This window comes from Sulfurimonas sp., from assembly GCF_028713515.1.
Lineage (GTDB): Bacteria > Campylobacterota > Campylobacteria > Campylobacterales > Sulfurimonadaceae > Sulfurimonas.
On sequence record NZ_JAQTOD010000001.1, the window covers coordinates 89,745 to 113,663 of the forward strand.

Consider the following 23,919-nt stretch of genomic DNA (forward strand, 5'->3'; position numbering starts at 1 on the left):
TTCTACAAATATTTGAGCTTTTTGCTCAAATATTTTTTACTTCAACAAAATTGGTTTAACACCTAAAAATTAAATATTTAACAATTTACTATCTATAATTTATAAGTGAATTTTTAAGTATTCAAGCAAACAATCAAGGATTTAAAATGTTTACAGATAGTGTGGAACTAACAGTCTCTTCCGGAAAAGGTGGACAAGGATGTGTTGCATTTCGTCGTGAGAAATTTGTTTTGAATGGCGGGCCAAACGGTGGTGACGGTGGAAAAGGTGGTGATATTTTATTTAAATGTGACAACAACACGCATACGCTTTCTCATTTTCAGAAGAAGATGCATATTAAAGCAGATAATGGTGCAAGTGGCGAAGGCTCCAACATGACTGGGAAGTCTGGAGCCAAAAAAGTTATTATAGTTCCACCTGGTACACAGATTATTGACATTGAGACAGATAAAATTATTTTTGATATGTTAGAAAATGGACAAGAAGAGCTGTTTATAGAGGGCGGAAAAGGTGGACTTGGAAATACTCACTTTAAGTCATCCACAAACCAAAGACCAACTTATGCTCAGCCTGGTGAAAAAGGCGATATTAGAACTGTAAAGCTGGAGCTTAAGCTTATTGCTGATGTTGGGTTGGTTGGTTTTCCAAATGTTGGAAAGTCAACTCTGATTTCAACAGTCTCAAACGCTAAACCAGAGATAGCAAACTATGAGTTCACAACACTTACTCCAAAGCTAGGTCAAGTTAACATTGGAGATTTTGAATCGTTTGTTATGGCTGATATACCAGGTATTATTGGCGGCGCACATGAAGGTAAAGGCTTAGGAATTCAATTTTTAAGACATATCGAGAGAACAAAAATACTTCTTTACATGATAGACTTAAACTCATATAGAGATTTAAAAGAGCAGATAGAGACACTAAAGAGTGAGATTTCTGCATTTTCAGAGACACTTGGAAATAGTAAATATGCCATAGCGTTAACTAGACTTGATGTTGTTGAGCCAAGTGAACTTAATGAGTTGGTTGAGAGTTTCTTAGAACTTATTGGTGTAAAAGCAAATGAAAATAGTGATATTGAGTTTGATGAATCAATTCCTTATTTTATTCAAAACACTCCAGATGATACACTCGGATATGATAAAAATTTACCATATTTTATAGTTCCAATATCTTCTGCAATTCATAAAAATATAGAACCGTTAAAAAACTCCTTGTTTAATCTGGTTCGAACACAAAGAACTGTTAAAAATATCTAATTTGTGAGAGCCAAAATGAAAAGAGTTGTTGTAAAAGTTGGAAGCGCTGTTTTAACGCAAAATGATGCAATCGCATTAGACCGTATGAGAAATTTAGTAGAATTTTTAGTAGAGCTCAGAAAAACAAACGAGGTTATACTGGTCTCATCAGGTGCAGTTGCTGCTGGATATACAGCACTTAAGCTTGATAGAGCAATACTTCAAAACAAACAAGCACTCGCTTCTATTGGTCAGCCGATACTGATGAAAAAATATAGCAAGAAATTTGCAACACATGATATTTTAACCGCTCAAGTTTTAGTAACAGCTGCAAATTTCAAAATAGATGATGAGATAAACAAAATTAAAGATACAGTAAATACTCTTTTATCAAACGGAGTTATTCCAATCATAAATGAAAATGATGCAACATCCACAAAAGAGCTTGTTGTAGGAGATAATGACCAGCTTTCAGCTTATATCACAAAGCATACTAACTCTCATTTGCTGATTATACTCTCTGACATAGATGCTTACTATGATAAAGATCCAAGAATATATCTAGATGCAAAGATACAAAAAATTGTAAATAGTATCAATGCAGGTGAGCTAGAAAAAGAGGCAACTCCACATGGTGCGTTTGCAACCGGAGGAATCCTTACAAAATTAAAAGCAGCTAACTATCTTTTAGAGTGTGGAATTGATATGGTTTTAACTAGCGGTTATGATTTAAAGGATATAAAAAGTCTGATGTTTGAAAACAAGCATATTGGCGGCACTCGTTTTACAAAAGGTAACTAATTTATGAAGATTATCTTTATGGGTACACCAAGCTACGCAGAAAAAATACTCCAAAGATTATTAGCAGAGAAAAATATGACGGTGGTTGCGGTTTATACTCAACCAGATAAAGAAGTGGGTAGAAAAAAAACAGTAACTCCTCCAGTTGTAAAAACATTGGCTCTTGAGAATTCAATACCAGTGTATCAGCCAAAAAGACTTAGAGACAGTGAAGTTGTGCAGGAACTTTTAAAAATAGAGTGCGATTTTATCATCGTGGCGGCTTATGGTCAAATATTGCCATTAGAGATACTACAACACGCTACTTGTATAAATCTTCACGCATCTATTTTGCCGAAATATCGCGGTGCAAGTCCAATCCAGCAAGCCCTTTTAAATGGAGATGTTAGAACTGGTATTACAGCAATGCTTATGGATATTGGATTGGATACTGGGGATATAATTAAAATCGATGAAATAGAGATAAATCAAACTGAATTGTCTGAATCATTATTTGATAGATTGGCGGATGCGGCAAGTGATTTAACTGTTGATGTATTAAATAATTTTGAATCATATACTTCTGTAAAGCAAGACAATAGCATCTCTAGTATCTGCAGTAAAATAGAAAAAAAAGATGCTATAGTAGAGTTTGATAATGCTGTTGTTTTATACAATAAATACAGAGCATTTTCTGTTTGGCCATCGGTAAATTTAAGTAGCGGGCTTAAGTTGATAAAAATTGAATTAATAGAAGATAGCAGTAAAAATGAGAGTGGAAAAATTTTAAAAATAGAGAAAGACTTCATTATTGTTGGTTGTAGTATAGGCACTTTGAAAATAATAGAGGTTCAGCCAGAATCAAAAAATAGAATGAGTGTAATTTCTTACATTAATGGAAAGAGATTAAGCCTTGCAGATACTCTATCTTAAAAGTATTGATTCTACCCAAAAACAGTTAAAAGAGTTAATTGAAAGTGGCAAGGTTTCATCGCCAATTGCTGTCGTTTCACAGTCTCAAACGGCTGGATATGGAAGCAGAGGTAATAGTTGGGAGAGTCTTGATGAGAATCTTTTTTTATCTTTTGCACTACCTATAGTAGCTTTGCCAAAAGATTTAAAATTAGAATCGGCTTCTATATATTTTTCACATATTTTAAAAGAAACGCTAAACGATTTAGGCTCTAAAGTCTGGATTAAGTGGCCAAATGATTTCTATATTGATGATAAAAAAGTAGGTGGAATAATTACAAATATACTAGACGATAAGTTTGTTTGCGGAATTGGAATAAATACAAATAAATCACCAGAAGATTTTGGTAAACTCGACATAGAGATAGATAAAAAAAGTTTTATTGAAATCTATTTACATAATGTGGAAAAGTATATTTCATGGAAGCAGGTTTTTAGTAAATATAAGTTAGAATTTTATAGAAATCAAAATTTTTTTACACATAGAAATAGTTTAAGATTTTCTTTAGAGCGAGCTATACTTCAAGATGATGGCTCTATAATAGTTGATGGCGAGAGGATATATAGTTTAAGATGAGCGAAGTAATTGTAATTGCAAATCAAAAGGGAGGAGTTGGTAAAACAACTACTGCTGTAAACTTGGCTGCTTCTCTTGCAGTGGCAGAAAAAAAAGTGCTTCTGATTGATTCTGATCCTCAGGCAAACGCCACTACTTCGCTTGGTTTTCATAGAAATGATTATGAGTTTAATATTTATCATGTTCTTATTGGTACAAAAAAATTAAAAGATATTATCTTGAAGTCTGAGCTCCCAACTCTTCATTTGGCTCCATCAAACATAGGTCTTGTCGGAATTGAAAAAGAGTATTATGATGCTGAAAATTCAAAAGGTCGCGAACTAGTTTTGAAAAAAGCAATTGCCAATGTAATAAAAGATTATGACTATATAATCATAGATTCTCCGCCTGCCCTTGGACCAATGACAATTAACGCACTTTCGGCATCAAACTCTGTTTTAATTCCAATACAGTGTGAGTTTTTTGCACTTGAGGGGCTTGCGCAACTTTTAAACACGATAAAGTTAGTCAGGAAATCAATAAATCCTAAATTAGTGATAAGAGGATTTCTTCCAACAATGTACAGCGCACAAAATAACCTTTCAAAACAAGTTTTTGCAGACTTAAAACAACATTTTAGTAGTAAATTATTTAAAGATAAAAATGGTGAGATTATTGTTGTGCCTAGAAATGTAAAACTAGCAGAAGCCCCATCTTTTGGAAAACCTGTTATTTTGTATGATGTGAAATCAAGTGGTACAGAGTCTTATCAAAATTTAGCACAAGCGATAATAGAAATATGAAGACACAAAAGTTAGGCAGAGGGTTAGGTGCGCTTATAGGCGAAATAGATGAGGCTTATGAAAATGAACTTGGTCAAAAAGACTCAATAATTGAAATTCCACTTAAAGACATAAGACCAAACCCTTTTCAACCAAGAAAACATTTTGAAGAGAGCTCTCTTTATGAGTTAAGCGAGTCAATAAAGAGTGATGGTTTGATTCAGCCAATATTGGTAACAGAGGACCTGGATGGTTATGTTCTTATAGCTGGAGAGCGAAGATTGCGCGCATCAAAGTTAGCAAAATTAAAATCAATCCGCTCTATTGTGCTAAGTAGTGATAACCAAAAAATGAGACAACTTGCTCTTATAGAAAACATTCAAAGAGATGAGCTAAATTCTATAGAGTTAGCCTATGCGTATGGCGAATTAATGAAGCTTTATGGTTATACTCATGAGGAGCTTTCTGTTAAAATAAACAAGAGCAGAACACATATTACAAACACAATAAGACTTCTTCAGCTATCTTCAAAAACTCAAAAAACATTAATTGAGAGAAAGATTTCTACTGGACATGCAAAAGTATTAGTTGGACTTGATGAAAAAGAGCAACAATTAGTAGTTGACTCTATAGTTGGTCAAAAATTAAGTGTAAGAGAAGTAGAGGCTATGATAAAGAGTATGAAATCAAGTAAGACTGATTCTTTAAAATCTACAGAAACAACCTCATTTGATTTAACAAAATTTAAAGATATTTTTGATATTTTAGGGATGAAAATTAAAACAACAAACAGAAGCTTAACAATAGAATTTGAAACAGAAGCCCAAGTCTTAAAACTGCTAAATTACCTACCAAAAAATAACCTTTAAATTAAATTTTAAAATTTTTATTTAAAAAAATTTATCTTTTTAAATTTTTTTAAACTACTTTAACAATTCTTTTAATTTTAAAACAGTATAATTCCGCAACTTTTAGGAGGTGCTATGTTAGATATAAATCCGATACTACTTGTAGCTACATTAATCGTATTTCTTACGCTTATTGCAGTTCTAAACAGTTGGCTTTATAATCCATTGTTTTCTTATATGAATAAAAGAGATGAAGATATCAAAAAAGACCTACAAAGAATAGGTTCAAATGATGATGAGATTCATGGATTACATTCAAAAGCAGAATCAATAATTATAAAAGCTAAACTAGATGCTGCAGCCATAAGAGAAAAAGTTATTACGGACGCTAAAGAGTTAGCAGAGAGTAAGTTAGAAGCAAAGCGTGCTGAGTTAGCTAATCAGTATCTAGAATTTGAGCAATCCCTTGCTCAATCTAGAGAACAGTTGAAGAGTGAATTGAAATTACAAATTCCACTGTTCACAGAAGCTGTAAAAGCTAAATTTAGTCAAATATAAGGATCTGATGTGAGTAGAATTTTAGTATTTATGCTAATGATGTCAACCTATGCATTAGCATCTAGTGGTAGTGCGGAACATGCAGATACTGACATAGTCCAGAGAACAGTAAACTTTTTACTATTTTTTGGACTAATTTGGTATCTTATCGCTGAACCGGCAAAAAATTATTTTGCATCAAGAAGTCAGATTATAGCTGATGAGATGAAAAAAGTTCAAGATAAATTAAAAGAGTCTGCTGCTCAAAAAAAAGAGGCATTGATAAAAATTTCAGATGCTGAAAAATTTGCAGAAGAGTTAAGTCTCCATTCAAAAAAAGAGAACAAAATGTTAAATGCTAACATTATGGCTCATTGTGATTCTGATCTTGAGATAATAGCTAAACATCAAGAGTCATTAATGAAGTTTGAAGAAAAAAGAATGGTTCGCACAGTTGTTGAAGAAATTCTTAATGAAGTATTGGCTCAAAGCAGCGATGGTTTCGATAAAGAAGCTATGGCTAATGTTATCTTGAAGAAGGTGGCATAAATGGAAGAGTTAATAGCAAAAAGATATATTAAGGCAATTGAGAAAAACTCTACTGTTGAGTCTATGAAAATGATGGCTTCTGTTTTTTCAGTATTAGCAGAATCTTTCAGCAATAAGAAGTTTGTTCAAATTATTAACAACCCAAATATTGATAAAAATCATAAATCAGAAATTTTATTGAAAGCAGTTAAATCAGCTGACTCTAAAAGTGTTGAGAATTTAATCAAGCTACTTGCGGAAAATAATAGAATTAATATAATTCCTGCAATTGCAGAAGTATTGAGAAAAAATGTAGCAACAAAAACTAAAAATTATAATGGTGTTGTTTACAGTGATAGCGATATCGATGAAAAGGTTATAAAAGACCTAAGTAGTGGATTGGGCAAAAAATTTGATTCTACCATATCATTAGAGTTTGTAAAAAATAGCTTTAATGGTATAAAAGTAGATGTTCAGGATCTTGGGATAGAGATAGGTTTTTCTAAATCAAGAATCAATTATCAGATTGTAGAACATATTATAAAAGCAATTTAACTTCACGAGAGGAGATATATATAGTGATAACAAAAATTAAAGCTGACGAAATCAGCTCAATAATTAAAGAGCGTATTGACAACTTTGAATTAAGTGTTGATATTAATGAGACAGGCAAAATTGTTTCTTATGCTGATGGTGTTGCTCAGGTTTACGGACTAAGCAATGTAATGGCTGGAGAGATGGTAGAGTTTGAAGAGGGAACTAGAGGTTTAGTTATGAATCTTGGAGAGAGCGCCGTAGGTGCTGTTATCCTTGGTGGAGGAACTCTACTAAAAGAGGGAATGTCTGTAAAGAGACTTGGTCGTCTTCTTCGTGTTCCAGTTGGTGAAGCACTGCTAGGTCGCGTTGTAAATGCTCTTGGTGAACCAATCGATGGTAAAGGTCCAATTGAGACAACAGAGACTCGTTTTGTTGAGGAAAAAGCACCTGGTATCATGGACAGAAAATCTGTACATGAGCCAATGGCTACTGGTATTAAAGCGATTGATGCGTTAGTTCCAATTGGTCGCGGACAAAGAGAACTAATTATTGGTGATAGACAAACTGGGAAAACAACAGTTGCTCTTGATACTATTATCAACCAAAAAGGTAATGGTGTTGTTTGTGTTTATGTTGCAATCGGTCAAAAAGAGTCAACTGTAGCACAAATTATCCGTCGCTTAGAAGATCATGGCGCTCTTGAATACACGATTATAGTTTCAGCTACTGCAGCTGAAGCGGCGGCACTTCAGTTCCTTGCTCCATATACTGGTGTTGCTATGGGTGAGTATTTCCGTGATAGCTCAAGACACGGTTTGATTGTATATGATGACTTATCTAAACATGCTGTTGCATACAGAGAGATGTCACTGATTCTTCGTCGCCCTCCAGGCCGCGAAGCATATCCAGGAGATGTTTTTTATATTCACTCTCGTTTACTTGAGAGAGCTGCGAAAGTTTCTGATGAAAGAGGAGCTGGTTCGTTAACTGCTCTTCCGATTATTGAAACTCAAGCGGGGGATGTTGCTGCATATATTCCTACAAATGTTATCTCAATTACAGATGGTCAAATTTTCTTAGAAACAGAACTATTTAACTCGGGCGTTCGTCCAGCTATTAATGTTGGATTATCTGTTTCTCGTGTTGGTGGAGCTGCTCAAATTAAAGCTACTAAACAAGTTGCTGGAACTTTAAGATTGGATCTTGCTCAGTATCGTGAACTTCAAGCATTTGCTCAATTTGCTTCAGATCTCGATGAGACTTCTCGTAAGCAATTAGAGAGAGGACAAAGAATGGTTGAAGTTCTAAAACAAGGACCTTTCTCTCCTCTTTCTGTTGAAAAGCAAGTTCTAATTATTTTTGCTGGAAATGAAGGTTTCTTGGACGATATGAACCCATCAAATGTAGTTCGTTTTGAGGCTGAGTTATATCCATTTGTTGAAGCATCTTATCCTCAAATTTTTGAAAGCATCAAAACTACTTCTAAAGTAGATGATGATACTTCAGCTATGATGAAAAAAGCTCTTGAAGAATTTAAAACTTCTTTTGTGGTAGCGTAAGGAAAGTATAATGGCAAACTTGAAGGATATTCAAAGACAAATTAAAAGTGTTTCCAATACTCAAAAAACGACTCGTGCAATGAAGCTTGTTTCAACTGCAAAACTTCGTCGTGCTGAAGAGTTAGCAAAACGCTCTCGTCTTTATGCAGCAAAAATGAATCAGGTTATTTCTGAGATAGCTGGACGCATAAAATGCAGTAAGGTTGGAGGAATAAACAATCGTTGTTTTAATGAAATTGAAAATCCAAAAATAGTAGACATTATATTTGTAACTGCAGATAAAGGTTTGTGTGGCGGGTTTAATATTCAGACAATAAAGGCTGTTAAAAAACTTTTGTCTGATTATAAAGCAAAAAATGTAAAAGTTCGTTTGCGTGGTATTGGCAAAAAAGGGATTGAATTTTTCAAATACAATGGTGTTGAGCTTTTTGATATAGCTATAAATCTAAGCTCAAAACCTGAAAAAGATAAAGCTGATGACTTTATCTTGACTTCTATTGAAGATTTCAAAGATGGAAATACAGATGCTCTATATCTTGTTTATAATGGTTATAAAAACATGATAACACAAGAGTTACATATAAATAAGATATTACCAGTAGATTTAAGTCAGGTTGAGTGTAGTGATACGCAAACATCTATGCTAGAGATTGAAGACGAAGACGAAGAAAAGATGTTAGATTCAGTAGTTGATAAATATGCACAATATGCTATGTATTATGCGCTTATAGACTCAGTTGCGGCTGAGCATAGTGCCAGAATGCAAGCTATGGATACAGCTACTAATAATGCAAAAGATATGGTTAAGTCATTAAATGTAAAATTTAATAAGGCTAGACAAGCAGCTATTACCACAGAGCTTATAGAGATTATAAGCGGTGTGGAGTCTATGAAATAATGGAGAAGAATATGATTGGTAAAATTAGCCAGGTTATGGGTCCAGTTGTTGATGTTGATTTTGATGGTTATCTGCCGATAATCAATGAAGCAATTGAAGTTAAAGTAAATTTAGAAGGTACAATCAATAGATTGGTACTAGAAGTTGCGGCTCATCTAGGTGATGGCCGTGTAAGAACAATTGCTATGGATATGAGTGAAGGCTTAGTTCGTGGAATGGATGCAGTTGCTACTGGTTCCCCTATAAAGGTTCCTGTTGGAGAAAAAGTACTAGGTCGTATTTTTAATGTAATTGGAGAGACTATTGATGGTGGTGAGCAGGTTACTGATGTTCCAACATGGTCAATTCACCGTGCTCCACCAGCATTAATAGATCAATCTACTGCTACTGAAATGTTTGAAACAGGTATCAAAGTTGTTGACTTGCTTGCGCCGTATTCTAAAGGTGGTAAAGTTGGATTATTTGGTGGTGCTGGTGTTGGTAAAACAGTTATTATCATGGAGCTTATTCACAACGTTGCAATGGGTCATGATGGTCTCTCTGTGTTTGCTGGTGTTGGTGAGAGAACACGTGAAGGTAACGACCTTTATCATGAAATGAAAGATTCCAATGTACTTGATAAAGTTGCACTGTGCTATGGTCAGATGAGCGAGCCTCCAGGAGCTCGTAACCGTATTGCATTAACTGGTCTTACAATGGCTGAATACTTTAGAGATGAAAAAGGTCTTGATGTATTGATGTTCGTTGATAATATCTTCCGTTTTGCTCAATCAGGTTCAGAGATGTCGGCACTTCTTGGTCGTATCCCATCAGCTGTTGGTTACCAACCTACACTGGCTCGTGAAATGGGTGCATTACAAGATCGTATTACATCTACTAAAAACGGTTCAATTACATCTGTTCAAGCTGTATATGTTCCTGCGGATGACTTGACTGACCCGGCTCCTGCTTCAGTTTTTGCTCACTTAGATGCGACTACGGTACTTAACCGTAAAATTGCCGAGAAGGGTATTTACCCTGCTGTTGATCCACTTGATTCATCTTCAAGACTACTTGATCCACAGATTTTGGGAGAAGAGCATTATAATGTTGCTCGTGGTGTTCAACAAACACTTCAAAAGTATAAAGACTTACAAGATATTATTGCAATTCTTGGTATGGATGAACTTTCAGAAGAGGACAAAAATGTTGTTGAGCGAGCTCGTAAGATTGAGAAGTTCTTGTCTCAACCATTCTTTGTTGCAGAAGTATTTACTGGTTCACCAGGAAAATATGTATCTTTAGCTGATACAATCAAAGGTTTCAAGGGTATTATTCATGGTGATTATGACCATATGCCAGAAGGTGCGTTCTATATGGTTGGAAATATTGATGAGGCAATTGAAAAAGCTCAAAAAATGAAGTAATTCATAAAGGACTAAAATGGATAAGTTAAAACTTGAAATTCTAACTCCTAATGGTATAGTTTTTAGTGGTGAAGTGATTAGCGTAACTCTTCCCGGTAAAGAGGGGGAGTTTGGTGTCCTTGCACACCATGCTTCATTGACTACACTACTAGAAGCTGGAGTTATTGATATAGAAAAAGAAGATAAAAAAACAGAATCTGTTTTGATTAATTGGGGTCTTGTTCAAGTTGATGAAACTAAAGTTGTTGTTTTAGTTGAGGGTGCGGTCGCAATTCGTGGTGAAAATGAGAGCGATATTGCAAAAGCACTTGATGACGCAAAAGCACTTATTGATTCTATCAAAGATAACAATCCTGCAATAGCAACTGTTTCCGCTAAATTAGAATCAGCAGCAAAAAGTTTAATGTAATTTATGTATAACACAATAATTGATTTTTATATAAAAAGTAATTCAGTAACAATAGGTGTTATGATTCTTTTAGCACTGTACTTTATAGTGCTAAACTGGATTTTTTTTTATAGATATTTATCCCTGAGCAATTGGATTGAAATTGAAAATAGCTCCCTTGAGAATCTTCTGTTGGGATCATCCACTGTTGGCTCACAATCATTTTTAAATAATTTTATTAAAAATAACTCACAAATAGGTAGAGAAATACTTGATTTAGGTATATCAGCCGCGACAAGCCAAGCCACCAAGGGATTATCAATTTTATCAATTTTCTCTTCTACAACACCTTTTATTGGTCTATTTGGTACAGTTGTTTCTATCCTTGGAACATTTAGCCATATAGGTGATGCAAGTGGAGGAATGTCCGTTGTTGCGGCTGGAGTTTCTGATGCTCTTGTAGCAACGGCATCTGGAATATTTGTAGCAATTTTTGCATATACATATCATCAAATTCTAAGTAGAAAATCATTTGATATTATTAATGTTTTGCAGATGCAAAGTGATGTTATATTAGCTAGAAAGATTTAATTGTGAAATATAATTGGGATAGTAAACCTGATTTAAATATTACCCCTCTAGTTGATGTTATGTTGGTGCTACTTGCAATAATGATGGTTGTTGCACCAACTTTAGTTTATGAGGAAAAGATAAACCTTCCACAAAGTTCCAAAACAACAAAATTATCCAATATCCCACCAATCCATTTAGTTATTGATAAAAATAAGAAGTTAACAATTAATAAAGATATTTTTTTACTAAATTCATTTATAGATAATTTTTCACTATATGCATCAAAATTTGATAAAAAAGCAGCTGTTTTGATAAGTGCAGATAAAAATCTAGACTACGGCACTGTAATGCTGATACTATCTGCTGTAAAACAGGCAGGTTTTCACGAAGTTTCACTTGCCACCAATGGATAGAGAGAGCTTTTATTTTTACGCAAGTGGTGTTTTGTCACTACTGCTTTTTTTTATTTCCATTTTATTTTTTCTTGTAGCCGTTAATCAATCTAGTAAAGTAGAAATTTTTGCTCTAACTAAAAATGAGTATATATCTATATCGATGGAGACATCAACAGATAATAATGTAAAAAAAGAAGAAGTCGCAGAAAAAGAAGAAATTGTAGAAAAGAGTGAAATAAAGCCAAAAGAAGAAGTTGCAAAAAATAGTATTGAAGAAAAAAATAATAATGAAGTTAAAAAAGAGAAGTTTGATGTGAATGATCTGTTTAGTGATGTTAAAACAAAAAAAATTCAAAAATATGAAGAGAAAAAAGAGCCAATACAAAAGAAAAATTTAGAAATTGAAAAAAAAATCAACCCATCAATTGAAAATAAAACCGACTCAATATCAGAAAAAATAAAAACAATAAAAGCTGAAAATAAAAATCAAAAATCAACTAGTTCTGCCCCAGAAGTAAATGAATATCTAGCTAAAATTCAAGCTATTGTTTATCAACATTTTAATCCACCTAAAAATTCTCAAGGTAAGAGAGTAAAAGCTATTGTTGAATTAAATCAAATTGGTAAAGTTTTAGATTTTAGAATTATTTCTTACTCTTCAAATGCTGAGCTAAACAGTGAGTGTGATAAAATAAAAAATAGATTAGCTAATGTTGTGTTTCCAGAAAATCCAGACAATAAATCTGGTATATATACAATAATTTTAATATCTGAATAGAGGTTCTTTTGAGAGTTATACTGATACTTTTCGTTCTGATTTCACTGCTTTATTCTACTGATGCAACAATTGAGGTAATTAAAAAAACGGATTTATTGCCTTCTTTAGCAATTGAGGATTCATCTGAAGGTAGCGACGAAATGTTTAAAACAATGTATTTTAAATCTATTGTAGCAGATATGAATGTTTTATCTATTTTTAATGTAGACAACAGCCATCACAAGAATAGTTATGATGCAAGTTCTGTTTTAGTAGAAAATAAAAATGTAAACTATGTTGTAAGATATAAAACAAGTATAAGCAGTAATGGCACGCTCAATGTAGAGATGAAGTTACTTAGTAAAAATGGTGCAGTTTTTATTAAAAATTACAGTGCAAAAAATATAAAAACATACATTTTTGTTATACACTCCATGGCGTACGATATAAATAAATTCTTAAATCAACCATCCGTTGAGTGGATTAAAAGAAAAGTTATTTTTGCCAAAATGACTGCTCCTAAAAAAAGTGAAATTTTTATAGCAGATTATACTCTTACATATCGGCAAGTTGTTGTAAGTGGTGGATTAAATCTTTTTCCAAAGTGGGCGAACAAAGAGCAGACATCATTTTATTTTAGTTCATTAAATGAGAACAAGCCAACGCTAAAATATGTTGAGATGACCACCGGAAAGAGCAGGGCAGTTATTTCATCAGATGGAATGATGGTTTGTTCTGATGTTAGTGAAGATGGAAAAAAACTACTGCTTACTATGGCACAAGATGGTCAACCTGATATTTATTTATATGGAGTTGAAAGTAAAAAATTAGATAGATTGACAAAATATAAAGGAATTGATGTTGGCGGGCAGTTTGTTGGAGCAGATGGTATTGTTTTTGTTTCTGATAGATTGGGCTATCCTAATATTTTTTATAAAAAAAATAATTTAAATGGTGCAGAACAAGTGATATTTAAAGGAAAAAGCAATTCTGCATGTAGCGTTTTTAATAAATACATAGTATATAAAGCAAGAGAGAGCTCATCAGAATTTTTAGACAATACATTTAATCTATATCTTGCATCAACAGATTCAGATCTTGCTAAAAGATTGACTAGTGTCGGCGTTAATGAGTTCCCTAGATTTTCAGTTGATGGCGACGCTATTATTTTTATAAGAAATTTTCAAGGTCAGAGTTCTATTGGTGTAATCAGAATAAATCATGACACAAACTTTCTTTTTCCACTTAAAGATGGAAAAATTCAATCAATGGATTGGTAGTGTTAAATTTCTGATTGCTAGTTGTTGATTGTTAATTATTTTAAGAGTATAATCACGCAAATTAAAACTAAGGATAGAAGATGAGAAAGTATAAAATTTTTGGTGCATTAGTTGCACTATCATTACTGACTGGATGTGCAGATAAAAGTCCATCACCAAAAGAAGATAGTAGCGCTGCTGTAGTAAAAGAGGATGTCGCTAAAAAACCAACAGAAAATATTGTTTCAAATAGTGAATCAGTTTCTTCGAATCAACCATCAGCATCTGACATGAAAGATTCAGCATCTAACTCTGCTGGAGAATTAAAATCAGATTCAAATGGCATATCTGCTTTAGAGAAAGATTTAGCAATAGTATATTTTGCTTTTGACAAATTTAACATCGATGCAGAAGGCAAGACTAAAATCAATGCAAGTGCTTCTATTCTTAATGGTACAGCTAGTAAATTCTCATTAAAATTAGAAGGTAATTGTGATGAGTTTGGTAGTGATGAATATAATATTGCATTAGGATTAAAAAGAGCAGATGCAGTAAAAAAAGGATTAGTTGCAGAAGGGGTTGACGAGAAGAGAATATCTATGATTAGTTACGGAGAGAGCAATCCTGTGTGTACAGAAAAAACAAAAGAGTGTTGGGCTAAAAATCGTAAAGTTGACTTTAAACTTCTTCCGTAATCTATGAAATTAAATATATTAGCAATATTTTTTTTAATATCTGCTCCATCTTATCTTTTAAGCTCTGAACCTTCCGCGTTCGGAGCCGGAGATTTAAGTAATCCAACCCCTTATGGTCTAACTTCAGGCGAGAAAATAATTTTAGAAAATAATAAAAAACTCCAAACAGTAGTCGTAAAAAGCAATAATCAAGCAAATGAAGTTGAATCAATTAGAGATAGGATTGATGGATTGCAGTCAATTATTGAAAATATAAATCTTACACTCAGAGATGACAAGCTTAAACTAAAAACAATGGATGATAAGTTGCTTTTTGAGCATAATAGCAATATTGAATTTAGTCAAAGATTAATAAATGTAAACCAGTCCAATAGTAAGCTAATTGCAACAAATACAGAAAATATAGAAAAATTAAATTTACTTATAGTTGAAGTCTCAAAAATAGTTGACAAAATAAATGCTACCTTCGTTAGTAAAGATGAGTTTAATGTTTTAATTAAAGATATAAACGAATTTAAAGATTTAGTAGCAAAAGAGTTTAGAGGCGAAGAAAAGCCGAAAAAGAGTAGGCTGGAAAGTTTATCAAACCCAGATATTTATAAAAAAGCAAAAGAGTTGTATGATAAAAAACTTTATTCACAATCACTTGAGCAATATGAATATCTAATTTCTAAAAATTATAAACCTGCTACAGTTCATTATATGGCTGGTGAAGTAAACTATAGTAGTAAGAATTATACTGAAGCTCTATCTTACTATAAAAAAAGCGCTACACTTGATGACAATGCTCAGTATATGCCTGTGTTGATGTTGCATACAGCTATATCTATGTGGGAGCTAGGTGATAAAAAAAATGCAAAAATTTTTTATAATGCCATAGTTTCCAAATACCCAAATAGTGATTCAGCTAAAATAGCACAAAAAAAGTTGAGTTCTCTTAAGTAGAAATAATATTGATTCATTGGTAATTAATGTTATTTCGATAAAATCCATAAAAAATTAAACAAGGTGTTAAGATGGCAATTAAAACAAATCAAATTGTATCAATAGAGTATGAAGTTAGTGATGGAAAAAGTGTTGTTGATAGCAATGTTGGTGATGAGCCTTTAGTGTTTATGTTTGGTAAAGGTCAAATAATACCAGGACTAGAAGAGGGCATAAAAAATATGTTAATAGGTGACAAGGCTGAAATTAAGGTTAATGCAGCTGATGCTTATGGTGAATATAATGATGACGCAATTCAAGAGGTTCCAAAAGATCAATTTGCAGGAATTGATCTTGAGATAGGAATGACCCTTTATGGCCAAGGTGAAGAGGGTGAAACTGTTCAAGTTATTGTTAAGGAGATAGGTGAAGAGAATGTAATAATTGACTTTAATCATCCATTGGCTGGTAAAAATTTAGTTTTTGTTGTCTCTATAAATAATATAAGAGAGGCATCTACACAAGAGCTAATGACTGGTATTCCTGCCGAAAATGAACATGAAGGTCATTGTGGTACTGGCGGCGGTGGCTGTGGATGTAACTAATTTTATAGCTTTGTCAGATACCTCTAAAGAGGTATTTAAAACAGCTACTCTTTTAAAGCCGTTAAATATTAGTTCCCTCATAACTGGAGAGTCTGGTGTTGGAAAAAAAAGTTTAGCATGCTATATTTTTCCAGATGCACATACCTTTGACGCATCTAAGCATGATGAACTTTTAATAGAACTTGAGAGTGTTGAAAGAATTATCATTACCAATTTAGAGAATTCACCAAATATAAAAAAAATCCTAGAGATGATTATTGGCAAAAATATTAAAGTTGTTGCTACTGCAAAAAGCTCATTTTATCATGAGTATATAGATGATATTTTTAGTGTTAAATTCAATATTCCGCCTCTCATGCAAAGAGAAGAGGATGTTGAACCGTTGATAAATAAATTTGCAAAAGAAGCAGAGGAGCTTTTTTCTTTAAATGAGGATTTTGATAGGAAAAATTTTAAACCTGATTTGAGTAAAAATGCAGATTCATTGAGACGACAAGTTATGATTAGTTGCTTACTGCAAAACATAAAAGAGAGTGAGATTATCAATATTATGCAAAATTATTTAGCTGATAAACTTGGCTCAAATAACGATTATGAAAAATTTTTGCATATTTATGAAGTTCCTTTGATAAAAGCTGGGTTAGAGAGATTTAAATCCCAACTTCAGCTCTCAAGCAAACTTGGGTTAAATAGAAATACGCTTAGAAAAAAAATTATTGAAAATGGTAAGTATCTATAAAAAAAGGAGACAAATGAAAAAGATAACAGCAATATTTGCAGGACAAGGTAGTCAAGCGATTGGGATGGGGAAAGATTTTTACGATAACTCGGCCATAGCTAAAGAGATGTTTGAGAAAGCTGGAAAAAGAGTTGGCATAAATTTTGAAGAGTTAATATTTAACGAAAATGAACTTATAAACCAAACACAATATACTCAGCCAGCAATTCTTTTGACTCAAATGGTTGCTTATAGACTATTTAGGGATCTCTGTCCAGATATTAAGGTGGAATTTTTCTTAGGTCATTCATTGGGCGAATTTTCGGCTCTTTGTGCTAGTGGCGCTATTGATTATGTTGATGCGATAGAGTTGGTTCATAGACGCGGACAGCTGATGCAGGATGCATGTAGTGATATTGAAGCTGGAATGATGGTGCTTTTAGGACTTGATGATGAGATAGTTGAAAAGATATGTTTAGATGCTCAAGCTGATGATAAAAAAGTTTGGCCAGCAAATTATAATCAAGATGGGCAGTTGGTTGTGGCTGGCATGAAGGCTGATTTGATATCATTAGAACAAACATTTAAAGATGCAGGAGCAAAAAGAGCAATGCTTTTAAATATGTCTGTTGCTAGTCACTGCAACTTGCTCGCAGCCGCTAAAATTCCTTTAAATAGTTTGATGGAAAGTATGATTGAGGATAGTTTTGAAGCTCCTATTATCTCAAATGTTACTACAAAACCATACAGTACTAAAGATGAAGCAGTTGAGCTTTTAACTGAGCAGTTGGTAAAACCAGTTAAATACAAACAGTCAATCCAAGCTATTTCAGACAAGATAGACATTGCTATAGAGTTTGGAAATGGCACAACCCTTAAGGGATTAAATAAAAAAATTGCCAAAGATTTAGAGACACTGAATGTATTTGATACCTCTTCTATGTCTGAGGTAATTAAGATAATAAATAGCTAAATGAGAGTTACAATCGCTCAAACTATGCCGAAACTTAGTCGTATTAATTACGAAGAGAGTGTTGCGCTGATCGAGCAATATAAAGATAAAAGTGATCTTATTGTGTTTCCAGAATTATCATTAAATGGATATATGTTGCAGGATGGATTACATGATGAAGCGTGGCGCTTAGACGAGTTTGATGCATTTAAAAAAGCTAGTTTGACAATAGATATAGTTGTTGGCGCTGCAATAAAAAATCGCGATGAAACTATCTCTAATAGCGCTCTTTATTTTTCAAATGGAGAACTTTTAGCAAAACACAATAAAGTACATCTGCCTAATTATGGGATGTTCGAAGAAGCTAGATATTTTAAAGCTGGTGAGTATTTTGATAGTCTCATAAGTAGGTTTGGAAAGATATCTATGCTCGTTTGTGAAGATTTATGGCATGAGGCTGTTCATGAGGATTTGGTTAAACAAAACCCAGACTACATTATTGTTCTTGCTGCTTCGCCTGCGAGAGGTTTTAGTGATAGTAGACTTGAGATAGAAGACAAATGGTATGATATTATAAAAAAAGTTGCAAAAAAATGTAGTGCAAAACTTATATTTGTCAACAGAGTTGGGTTTGAAGATGGACTTGGTTTTTGGGGCGGAAGTTGTGTGATTGATGAAAACTCAAATATTATGTATAAGTTGCCTCGCTATGAAAAAAGTACAAAAACATTTAATATATAGGAATAAAAAATGAAAATAGCAATAATGGGCGCAATGCCAGAAGAGATAGCTCCAATACTCAAGAGACTAGAAACATACAAAACAATAGAGTATGCTGGTAACAAATATTATGAAGCATCATACAAAGGTGTTGATTTGGTTGTAGCGTATTCAAAAATCGGAAAAGTTTTCTCGACTCTTACTGCCACAACGATGATTGAGCATTTTGGTATAAGTGTAATGCTTTTTTCTGGTGTTGCTGGAGCTATATCTTCTGAGTTAAAAGTTGGAGATCTTATTGTTGCATCAAAACTCTCTCAACATGACCTAGACATAACGGCATTTGGCCATCCTTATGGATATGTTCCTGAGGGTTCGGTTTATGTTGAGGCAGATAGAAAAATGATTGAGATAAGTAAAGCTGTAGCTTCTGAAATTGGAAAGACAGTTAAAGAGGGCATTATTGCAACAGGCGATCAGTTTGTTGCAAATGAAGAGAGAAAAAACTGGATAGGAAAAACATTTAATGCTGATGCTCTTGAGATGGAGGGTGCCAGTGTTGCTGTGGTTTGCGATGCGCTAAATGTGCCATTTTTTATACTTCGCGCTATTAGTGATGCTGCTGATATGGATGCGAGTTTTAGTTTTGATGAGTTTTTAGAGACAAGCGCTAATGAGAGTGCTGAATTTATAATGAAAATGGTAGATAAACTTATTGATTAAAATATCTAAAAAAATCATGAGTAAGCTTGGCAAAACTAATGCCGAGTTTAATCTAATAGAAGAGGGTGATAAAATTTTAGTTGGGCTTAGTGGTGGAAAAGATTCACTAACTATGATTCACGCTATGAAAGAGCAACAAAAAAGAGCACCTTTTAAATTTGAGTTTATTGCTGTAACTGTGGGTTATGGTATGGATGAAAACTTTGATAAACTCGCCGCTCATTGCAGAGAATATGACATTGAGCATATAATCCATGATACTGATATTTATAGCCTTGCAGAAGAAAAAATTAGAAAAAATTCATCATTTTGTAGTTTTTTCTCTCGCATGAGAAGAGGCTCTTTGTACAGCGTTGCCCAAAAATATGGTTGCAATAAAGTAGCTCTTGGCCACCATATGGATGATGCGGCAGAGAGTTTTTTTATGAATTTTATATATAATGGTCAAATGCGCTCATTAGCACCAAAATATAGAGCAGAAAATGGCTTAATTGTGATTCGTCCGTTGATTCAGATGAGAGAGCGACAGCTATCTGCATTTGTGCTTGATAATGAGATCTCTACAATTGGCGATGAAGCTTGTCCTTCGATGAGGTTTGATGTTAAAATGCCTCACGCCAGAGCAAACACAAAAGTTATGTTAGCAAAGATGGAGAGAGAGTTCCCAGCTCTATTTACTAGTCTAAATTCTGCATTCAAAAATATATCATACGAGAGTTTTTTTGACGCAGAGAAATTCAATGTTTAAATCCATCGTAAATTACTTATGATATTATACATTTCAAATTTTTATCAAGCATATTTAACCAACAAGGAAAGATAATGGGCAGAGCCTTTGAATACAGAAAAGCATCAAAACTAAAAAGATGGGGAGCAATGTCAAAGTTGTTTCCAAAATTGGGAAAAATAATCACTATGGCAGCCAAAGATGGTGGCACAGATCCTGACACAAACTCTAGACTTCGCACTGCTGTACTAAATGCAAAAGCTGAAAATATGCCAAAAGATAATATTGACGCAGCTATAAAAAGGGCATTAGCAAAAGATACAGCTAGCATGTTAGAGGTAAATTTTGAGGGAAAAGCTCCACATGGAGTGCAGTTTTTTATAGAATGTATGACGGATAATAACACAAGAACTGTAGCAAATGTTAAAAATATACTTACAAAACATGGTGGAGAGATGCTGACAAAAGGCTCTTTAGAGTTTATGTTTGACAGAAAAACATTAATAGAGTTTGCTCTTGAAGATGGGATGAACCTAGAAGAGCTTGAGCTTGAGCTTATTGATGCTGGATTGGAAGAGATAGAAGAAGATAGTGGTACAGTTGTTGTAACTGGTGATTATACTAGTTTTGGTGCTTTAAACTCGGCAATTGAAAGTTTGGGCATAGAGATTTTAAAGGCTACCTTAGAGAGAATGCCAAATTCTCCAATTTCTATCACCGAGCAACAACAAGCAGATATAGACAAGATAATGGATAAGCTGGATGACGATGATGATGTTCAGAAAGTTTATACAAATATAGAATAATTGACTGCAATCTCTCTCAAGAATCTTTTATTGTGATTCTTGTAGAGTTTTTCTAATGCCCACCACTTACGGCTTTGCCCATGTCCCACATAGGTAAAAATATACCAAGTGCCAATAAAATAACCATTCCAGCAATAATAAAAAGCATAATAGGCTCCACCGCTTCAGATAAACCATCTATTATGGCATCAAATCTCATTTTAAAATACTCGGCTACTTTGGTTATCATTGCATCAAGCGTACCGCTATCTTCACCAGCTCTAACCATTTGGATTATCATATTTTCAAAAAGTTTTGTGTCCTCAAGTCCTTTGTTTAGCGCCGAGCCTTTCTCGACAGCCATTCTAACGGATAGTAATTTTGTTTTTAGTGGAAGATTGTCAATCATCGATATAGAGGTGTCAAGAGCTTCAGCTATTGGAATACCTGCTCTAATTAACTCAGAAAATACAAGTGTAAAACGACTGAGCGTTGAGAACATAATAAGATTTTTAACTAAATATGTCTTAAGTAACAGCTTGTGCCATCCATATCTTATGTTGGTATAGTTATTTATAAGATATCTAAATATCATAAATGATATAAAAAGTATTGCCAAGACATAAAGTCCATAGTTATTAAAAAGATGCTCAAGGTAGAGTAGTATTTTTGTTGGTAGAGGTAGCTCGGCATGAAGTTTTTCAAACATAGTTTTAAAATTAGGAACAACATATGAGATCAAAATAACAAAAGCAATCGCCATTGCTATCATTACATTTCTAGGATATGCCATAGCTTTTTTAAATTTGATAAAGTTGGCTCTAATCTCTTCTAGCATATTCGCTAGTGAATAAAGTGCATCATCTAGATTACCTGTCTTTTCACCTAATTGAGTCATGGCAATAGTAAGATTTCCTAATTCAAAACTAAAGTTACTCATTGATTTAGAGAGTGACTGACCTGAATTTATATCCTCGGCTAGCTTATTGAAGATAAATTTTAAGTTTTCATCGTTTGTTGATTTTGAAATTTCATTGAGTGATTCATATATTGAAATTCCAGCATTAGTCATAACAGCAAGTTGTCTTATAGATGCAATTAAAGCATCTGGCTTTATTTTTTTCTTTTTTACATTACTCATCAGATTTGTTTTAAATCTTTTAAATCTAACTTCGAGGGGTTCTTCTGCTTCTGTTACTTTTATTATAATTCCAGAATATTTTAGTTTAGCACTATCATTTGCCTGTTTTCTATCTTCAGCATATATGCCAAATTCCTCTTTTTTACCCTTTGTGAGTATAGTTGCTATATAATAATTCATTATTTTGCCACCTTTAAAATTTCCTCTAAGCTAGTTATTCCAGCAAGAGCCTTATCTATACCATTATCAAGCAAACAAACAAAGCCATCCTTAATTGCTTGTGTACGCAAAGCTTCCATTGACGCGCCTTTTGCAATTAGTGATCTTAAATCATCAGTAATTACGAGAACTTCACAAATCATTTCTCTTCCCATGTACCCAGTTTCGTTACACTCTCTGCATCCCTTTCCAACATAAAATCTGCTATTTTCTGGCAATATATGGTGTAGCTCTTCAAGTGTTGTAGCTGATATTCTCTCTTCGGTTTTACAATTTTTGCATATTTTTCTTACAAGTCTTTGTGCTTGAATTGCAACAAGTGCTCCACTTATTAGATAGTGTGGTATACCCATATCAACCATACGAGTAATAGCGCTGATTGAGTCATTTGTGTGGAGAGTTGAGATTACCATATGTCCAGTAAGTGCAGCTTTTACTGCGATTTCTAGTGTCTCTTTATCTCGAATCTCTCCAATCATAATTTTATCTGGATCTTGTCTTAGAATAGATCTTAGTGCATCAGCAAAACTTAGACCCACTTTAGGATTAACCTGAACTTGTTGAATTAGATTCATTCTGTACTCGACTGGATCTTCGACTGTAATTACTTTATCCTCAACATTTCTAAGCTCATTTAAGGCACCGTATAGAGTTGTTGTTTTACCACTTCCTGTTGGACCAGTAACTAATATGATTCCATAAGGAACATGGAGGGCTCTTAGTAACTTTTGATAGCTAACAGCATCCATCCCTGCATCTTCTAGTTGCACTAGAGCCTTTTCTTTATCAAGGACCCTGTTGACTATAGACTCCCCATATATTGTTGGAAGCGTAGAGATACGAAAATCATACTCTCTGTTTCCAACCATCGTTGAAAATCTTCCATCTTGAGGTTTTCTTTTTTCTGCTATATCGAGGTTTGCTAACAACTTTAATCTTGAGGCTAGTGGTGGATAAATATCTTTTTCAAATATAAAAATTTCAGCCAGCCTTCCATCTATTCTTGCTCTAACTACACAGTTTTTTTCAGTTGGCTCAATATGAATATCACTAGCTCGACCTTTTATGCAGGCATTTAATATAACATCAATAAGAAGAAGTATAGAAGATGCTTCTTGCTGCTGTTCAATCGAGCTTATAGAGTTTAGTTCATCCCTTATCTTTTTAACTAAGCCCTTTACACTATCTTTTAGTTCTAACTTAAATAGATAAGCTGCTATCTGTTTTTTTGTTGCAACTGCTATCTTTATAGGTTTTCTTGGAAAAAGTCTTTGTATGGCATCTTGTGCCTCTAAATCTAGTGGGTCACTAAAAGCAATAACTATGTTTAAATCATTTTCAGATATTGGAAAGACATTATATTTTTTGAGTTGAGCTAATGATATATTTGCTGTTAATCTGTAGTCCATGTCTATAGAGTCTAGGTCTAAAAATGGGCGATTTTGTTCGTGAGCTAGTTTAATCAACACATCTTTTTCATGTATATAATCGTAATTGTCAATTATAGATAGGTTGTATTCACCACTTAAAATTTTCTCAACAATGAACCTAATAAGTCTGTCCATCGTCATAAAACCAGAAATTGTAATGTCTCTTAAGATTAAGTTGTTATCTAATCCTTTGGCAATTAATCTATCAACCTGACTCTTCATTATCGAGCCATTCGCTAGTAAGTCTGAAATAATTCTATCCATATT

General features: G+C 33.5%; 28 protein-coding genes. 26 read left to right on the plus strand and 2 right to left on the minus strand.

The annotated features are described in order from the left end of the window. Nucleotides 1-146: 146 nt before the first annotated feature. From obgE to PHV22_RS00630, 26 genes are all read left to right on the plus strand, one after another. Nucleotides 147-1,259 (plus strand): GTPase ObgE, encoded by a 1,113-nt coding sequence (obgE, locus tag PHV22_RS00505; protein WP_295020825.1) that lies wholly within the window; start codon nucleotides 147-149, stop codon nucleotides 1,257-1,259. Nucleotides 1,260-1,274: 15 nt separating this feature from the next. Continuing rightward, nucleotides 1,275-2,039, plus strand: coding sequence for a glutamate 5-kinase (gene proB / locus PHV22_RS00510; protein WP_295020827.1), 765 nt, complete (start codon nucleotides 1,275-1,277; stop codon nucleotides 2,037-2,039). Between the two features lie 3 nt (nucleotides 2,040-2,042). Further along, nucleotides 2,043-2,951 (plus strand): methionyl-tRNA formyltransferase, encoded by a 909-nt coding sequence (gene fmt / locus PHV22_RS00515; protein ID WP_295020829.1) that lies wholly within the window; start codon nucleotides 2,043-2,045, stop codon nucleotides 2,949-2,951. Beyond that, nucleotides 2,932-3,567 (plus strand): biotin--[acetyl-CoA-carboxylase] ligase, encoded by a 636-nt coding sequence (locus tag PHV22_RS00520; protein ID WP_295020832.1) that lies wholly within the window; start codon nucleotides 2,932-2,934, stop codon nucleotides 3,565-3,567. The genes fmt and PHV22_RS00520 overlap by 20 nt, the downstream gene beginning before the upstream one ends. Beyond that, nucleotides 3,564-4,349, plus strand: a complete 786-nt coding sequence (locus PHV22_RS00525) for an AAA family ATPase (protein WP_299945074.1) — start codon at nucleotides 3,564-3,566, stop codon at nucleotides 4,347-4,349. Before PHV22_RS00520 ends, PHV22_RS00525 begins: the two co-directional genes overlap by 4 nt. Further along, nucleotides 4,346-5,197 carry a ParB/RepB/Spo0J family partition protein gene (locus tag PHV22_RS00530; protein ID WP_295020836.1) on the plus strand — a complete coding sequence of 284 codons (852 nt, stop codon included), beginning with the start codon at nucleotides 4,346-4,348 and terminating at the stop codon, nucleotides 5,195-5,197. Before PHV22_RS00525 ends, PHV22_RS00530 begins: the two co-directional genes overlap by 4 nt. 114 nt (nucleotides 5,198-5,311) lie before the next feature. Beyond that, nucleotides 5,312-5,734: a FoF1 ATP synthase subunit B' gene (locus PHV22_RS00535; protein WP_295020838.1), complete on the plus strand. Its 423-nt coding sequence runs from the start codon at nucleotides 5,312-5,314 to the stop codon at nucleotides 5,732-5,734. Between the two features lie 9 nt (nucleotides 5,735-5,743). Continuing rightward, entirely contained in the window at nucleotides 5,744-6,262 is a 519-nt protein-coding gene (locus PHV22_RS00540; RefSeq protein WP_295020840.1) for a F0F1 ATP synthase subunit B, read from the plus strand. After that, entirely contained in the window at nucleotides 6,263-6,796 is a 534-nt protein-coding gene (locus tag PHV22_RS00545) for a F0F1 ATP synthase subunit delta (protein ID WP_295020842.1), read from the plus strand. Between the two features lie 23 nt (nucleotides 6,797-6,819). Further along, a complete protein-coding gene (atpA, locus tag PHV22_RS00550) occupies nucleotides 6,820-8,337 on the plus strand; it encodes a F0F1 ATP synthase subunit alpha (RefSeq protein ID WP_295020843.1) in 1,518 nt (505 codons plus the stop codon). A 10-nt stretch (nucleotides 8,338-8,347) separates the two neighbouring features. Continuing rightward, nucleotides 8,348-9,235 (plus strand): ATP synthase F1 subunit gamma, encoded by an 888-nt coding sequence (atpG, locus tag PHV22_RS00555; protein ID WP_295020845.1) that lies wholly within the window; start codon nucleotides 8,348-8,350, stop codon nucleotides 9,233-9,235. A gap of 11 nt (nucleotides 9,236-9,246) precedes the next feature. After that, nucleotides 9,247-10,641, plus strand: coding sequence for a F0F1 ATP synthase subunit beta (gene atpD / locus PHV22_RS00560; protein ID WP_295020846.1), 1,395 nt, complete (start codon nucleotides 9,247-9,249; stop codon nucleotides 10,639-10,641). Nucleotides 10,642-10,657: 16 nt separating this feature from the next. After that, nucleotides 10,658-11,050 (plus strand): ATP synthase F1 subunit epsilon, encoded by a 393-nt coding sequence (atpC, locus tag PHV22_RS00565; protein ID WP_295020848.1) that lies wholly within the window; start codon nucleotides 10,658-10,660, stop codon nucleotides 11,048-11,050. Nucleotides 11,051-11,053: 3 nt separating this feature from the next. After that, nucleotides 11,054-11,620: a MotA/TolQ/ExbB proton channel family protein gene (locus PHV22_RS00570; RefSeq protein ID WP_295020850.1), complete on the plus strand. Its 567-nt coding sequence runs from the start codon at nucleotides 11,054-11,056 to the stop codon at nucleotides 11,618-11,620. A 2-nt stretch (nucleotides 11,621-11,622) separates the two neighbouring features. Next, nucleotides 11,623-12,015, plus strand: a complete 393-nt coding sequence (locus tag PHV22_RS00575; protein WP_295020852.1) for a biopolymer transporter ExbD — start codon at nucleotides 11,623-11,625, stop codon at nucleotides 12,013-12,015. Beyond that, nucleotides 12,008-12,775, plus strand: coding sequence for a TonB C-terminal domain-containing protein (locus PHV22_RS00580; RefSeq protein ID WP_295020854.1), 768 nt, complete (start codon nucleotides 12,008-12,010; stop codon nucleotides 12,773-12,775). The genes PHV22_RS00575 and PHV22_RS00580 overlap by 8 nt, the downstream gene beginning before the upstream one ends. Before the next feature lie 8 nt (nucleotides 12,776-12,783). Further along, nucleotides 12,784-14,034 (plus strand): Tol-Pal system protein TolB, encoded by a 1,251-nt coding sequence (gene tolB / locus PHV22_RS00585; RefSeq protein WP_295020856.1) that lies wholly within the window; start codon nucleotides 12,784-12,786, stop codon nucleotides 14,032-14,034. Between the two features lie 80 nt (nucleotides 14,035-14,114). Then, entirely contained in the window at nucleotides 14,115-14,708 is a 594-nt protein-coding gene (locus PHV22_RS00590) for an OmpA family protein (protein ID WP_295020858.1), read from the plus strand. A gap of 3 nt (nucleotides 14,709-14,711) precedes the next feature. After that, nucleotides 14,712-15,653, plus strand: a complete 942-nt coding sequence (locus tag PHV22_RS00595; protein WP_295020859.1) for a tetratricopeptide repeat protein — start codon at nucleotides 14,712-14,714, stop codon at nucleotides 15,651-15,653. 71 nt (nucleotides 15,654-15,724) lie between these two features. Continuing rightward, nucleotides 15,725-16,237 (plus strand): peptidylprolyl isomerase, encoded by a 513-nt coding sequence (locus PHV22_RS00600; RefSeq protein WP_295020861.1) that lies wholly within the window; start codon nucleotides 15,725-15,727, stop codon nucleotides 16,235-16,237. Next, nucleotides 16,191-16,976 carry a Fis family transcriptional regulator gene (locus PHV22_RS00605; protein WP_295020863.1) on the plus strand — a complete coding sequence of 262 codons (786 nt, stop codon included), beginning with the start codon at nucleotides 16,191-16,193 and terminating at the stop codon, nucleotides 16,974-16,976. The genes PHV22_RS00600 and PHV22_RS00605 overlap by 47 nt, the downstream gene beginning before the upstream one ends. Nucleotides 16,977-16,989: 13 nt before the next feature. Next, a complete protein-coding gene (gene fabD, locus PHV22_RS00610) occupies nucleotides 16,990-17,928 on the plus strand; it encodes an ACP S-malonyltransferase (RefSeq protein ID WP_295020865.1) in 939 nt (312 codons plus the stop codon). Beyond that, on the plus strand, nucleotides 17,929-18,648 hold the full coding sequence (locus PHV22_RS00615; protein ID WP_295020867.1) for a nitrilase-related carbon-nitrogen hydrolase: 720 nt from the start codon (nucleotides 17,929-17,931) through the stop codon (nucleotides 18,646-18,648). Between the two features lie 9 nt (nucleotides 18,649-18,657). Further along, entirely contained in the window at nucleotides 18,658-19,350 is a 693-nt protein-coding gene (locus tag PHV22_RS00620) for a 5'-methylthioadenosine/adenosylhomocysteine nucleosidase (RefSeq protein WP_295020870.1), read from the plus strand. Continuing rightward, a complete protein-coding gene (locus tag PHV22_RS00625) occupies nucleotides 19,343-20,098 on the plus strand; it encodes an ATP-binding protein (protein ID WP_295020871.1) in 756 nt (251 codons plus the stop codon). The genes PHV22_RS00620 and PHV22_RS00625 overlap by 8 nt, the downstream gene beginning before the upstream one ends. Before the next feature lie 74 nt (nucleotides 20,099-20,172). After that, nucleotides 20,173-20,883, plus strand: a complete 711-nt coding sequence (locus tag PHV22_RS00630; protein ID WP_295020872.1) for a YebC/PmpR family DNA-binding transcriptional regulator — start codon at nucleotides 20,173-20,175, stop codon at nucleotides 20,881-20,883. Nucleotides 20,884-20,935: 52 nt separating this feature from the next. Here PHV22_RS00630 and PHV22_RS00635 read toward each other — a convergent pair whose 3' ends face one another. Together PHV22_RS00635 and PHV22_RS00640 are read right to left on the minus strand one after the other, a co-directional pair. Beyond that, entirely contained in the window at nucleotides 20,936-22,183 is a 1,248-nt protein-coding gene (locus PHV22_RS00635; RefSeq protein WP_299945090.1) for a type II secretion system F family protein, read from the minus strand. After that, nucleotides 22,183-23,916: a GspE/PulE family protein gene (locus tag PHV22_RS00640; RefSeq protein WP_299945093.1), complete on the minus strand. Its 1,734-nt coding sequence runs from the start codon at nucleotides 23,914-23,916 to the stop codon at nucleotides 22,183-22,185. The genes PHV22_RS00635 and PHV22_RS00640 overlap by 1 nt, the downstream gene beginning before the upstream one ends. Nucleotides 23,917-23,919 lie beyond the last annotated feature (3 nt).

Coding starts and splice junctions, on each gene's coding strand:
- obgE (WP_295020825.1), top strand. CDS start 147: ATGTTTACAGATAGTGTGGAACTAACAGTCTCTTCCGGAAAAGGTGGA.
- proB (WP_295020827.1), top strand. CDS start 1,275: ATGAAAAGAGTTGTTGTAAAAGTTGGAAGCGCTGTTTTAACGCAAAAT.
- fmt (WP_295020829.1), top strand. CDS start 2,043: ATGAAGATTATCTTTATGGGTACACCAAGCTACGCAGAAAAAATACTC.
- PHV22_RS00525 (WP_299945074.1), top strand. CDS start 3,564: ATGAGCGAAGTAATTGTAATTGCAAATCAAAAGGGAGGAGTTGGTAAA.
- PHV22_RS00530 (WP_295020836.1), top strand. CDS start 4,346: ATGAAGACACAAAAGTTAGGCAGAGGGTTAGGTGCGCTTATAGGCGAA.
- PHV22_RS00535 (WP_295020838.1), top strand. CDS start 5,312: ATGTTAGATATAAATCCGATACTACTTGTAGCTACATTAATCGTATTT.
- PHV22_RS00545 (WP_295020842.1), top strand. CDS start 6,263: ATGGAAGAGTTAATAGCAAAAAGATATATTAAGGCAATTGAGAAAAAC.
- atpG (WP_295020845.1), top strand. CDS start 8,348: ATGGCAAACTTGAAGGATATTCAAAGACAAATTAAAAGTGTTTCCAAT.
- atpD (WP_295020846.1), top strand. CDS start 9,247: ATGATTGGTAAAATTAGCCAGGTTATGGGTCCAGTTGTTGATGTTGAT.
- atpC (WP_295020848.1), top strand. CDS start 10,658: ATGGATAAGTTAAAACTTGAAATTCTAACTCCTAATGGTATAGTTTTT.
- PHV22_RS00570 (WP_295020850.1), top strand. CDS start 11,054: ATGTATAACACAATAATTGATTTTTATATAAAAAGTAATTCAGTAACA.
- PHV22_RS00580 (WP_295020854.1), top strand. CDS start 12,008: ATGGATAGAGAGAGCTTTTATTTTTACGCAAGTGGTGTTTTGTCACTA.
- PHV22_RS00590 (WP_295020858.1), top strand. CDS start 14,115: ATGAGAAAGTATAAAATTTTTGGTGCATTAGTTGCACTATCATTACTG.
- PHV22_RS00595 (WP_295020859.1), top strand. CDS start 14,712: ATGAAATTAAATATATTAGCAATATTTTTTTTAATATCTGCTCCATCT.
- PHV22_RS00600 (WP_295020861.1), top strand. CDS start 15,725: ATGGCAATTAAAACAAATCAAATTGTATCAATAGAGTATGAAGTTAGT.
- PHV22_RS00605 (WP_295020863.1), top strand. CDS start 16,191: ATGAAGGTCATTGTGGTACTGGCGGCGGTGGCTGTGGATGTAACTAAT.
- fabD (WP_295020865.1), top strand. CDS start 16,990: ATGAAAAAGATAACAGCAATATTTGCAGGACAAGGTAGTCAAGCGATT.
- PHV22_RS00615 (WP_295020867.1), top strand. CDS start 17,929: ATGAGAGTTACAATCGCTCAAACTATGCCGAAACTTAGTCGTATTAAT.
- PHV22_RS00620 (WP_295020870.1), top strand. CDS start 18,658: ATGAAAATAGCAATAATGGGCGCAATGCCAGAAGAGATAGCTCCAATA.
- PHV22_RS00630 (WP_295020872.1), top strand. CDS start 20,173: ATGGGCAGAGCCTTTGAATACAGAAAAGCATCAAAACTAAAAAGATGG.
- PHV22_RS00635 (WP_299945090.1), bottom strand. CDS start 22,183: ATGAATTATTATATAGCAACTATACTCACAAAGGGTAAAAAAGAGGAA.
- PHV22_RS00640 (WP_299945093.1), bottom strand. CDS start 23,916: ATGGATAGAATTATTTCAGACTTACTAGCGAATGGCTCGATAATGAAG.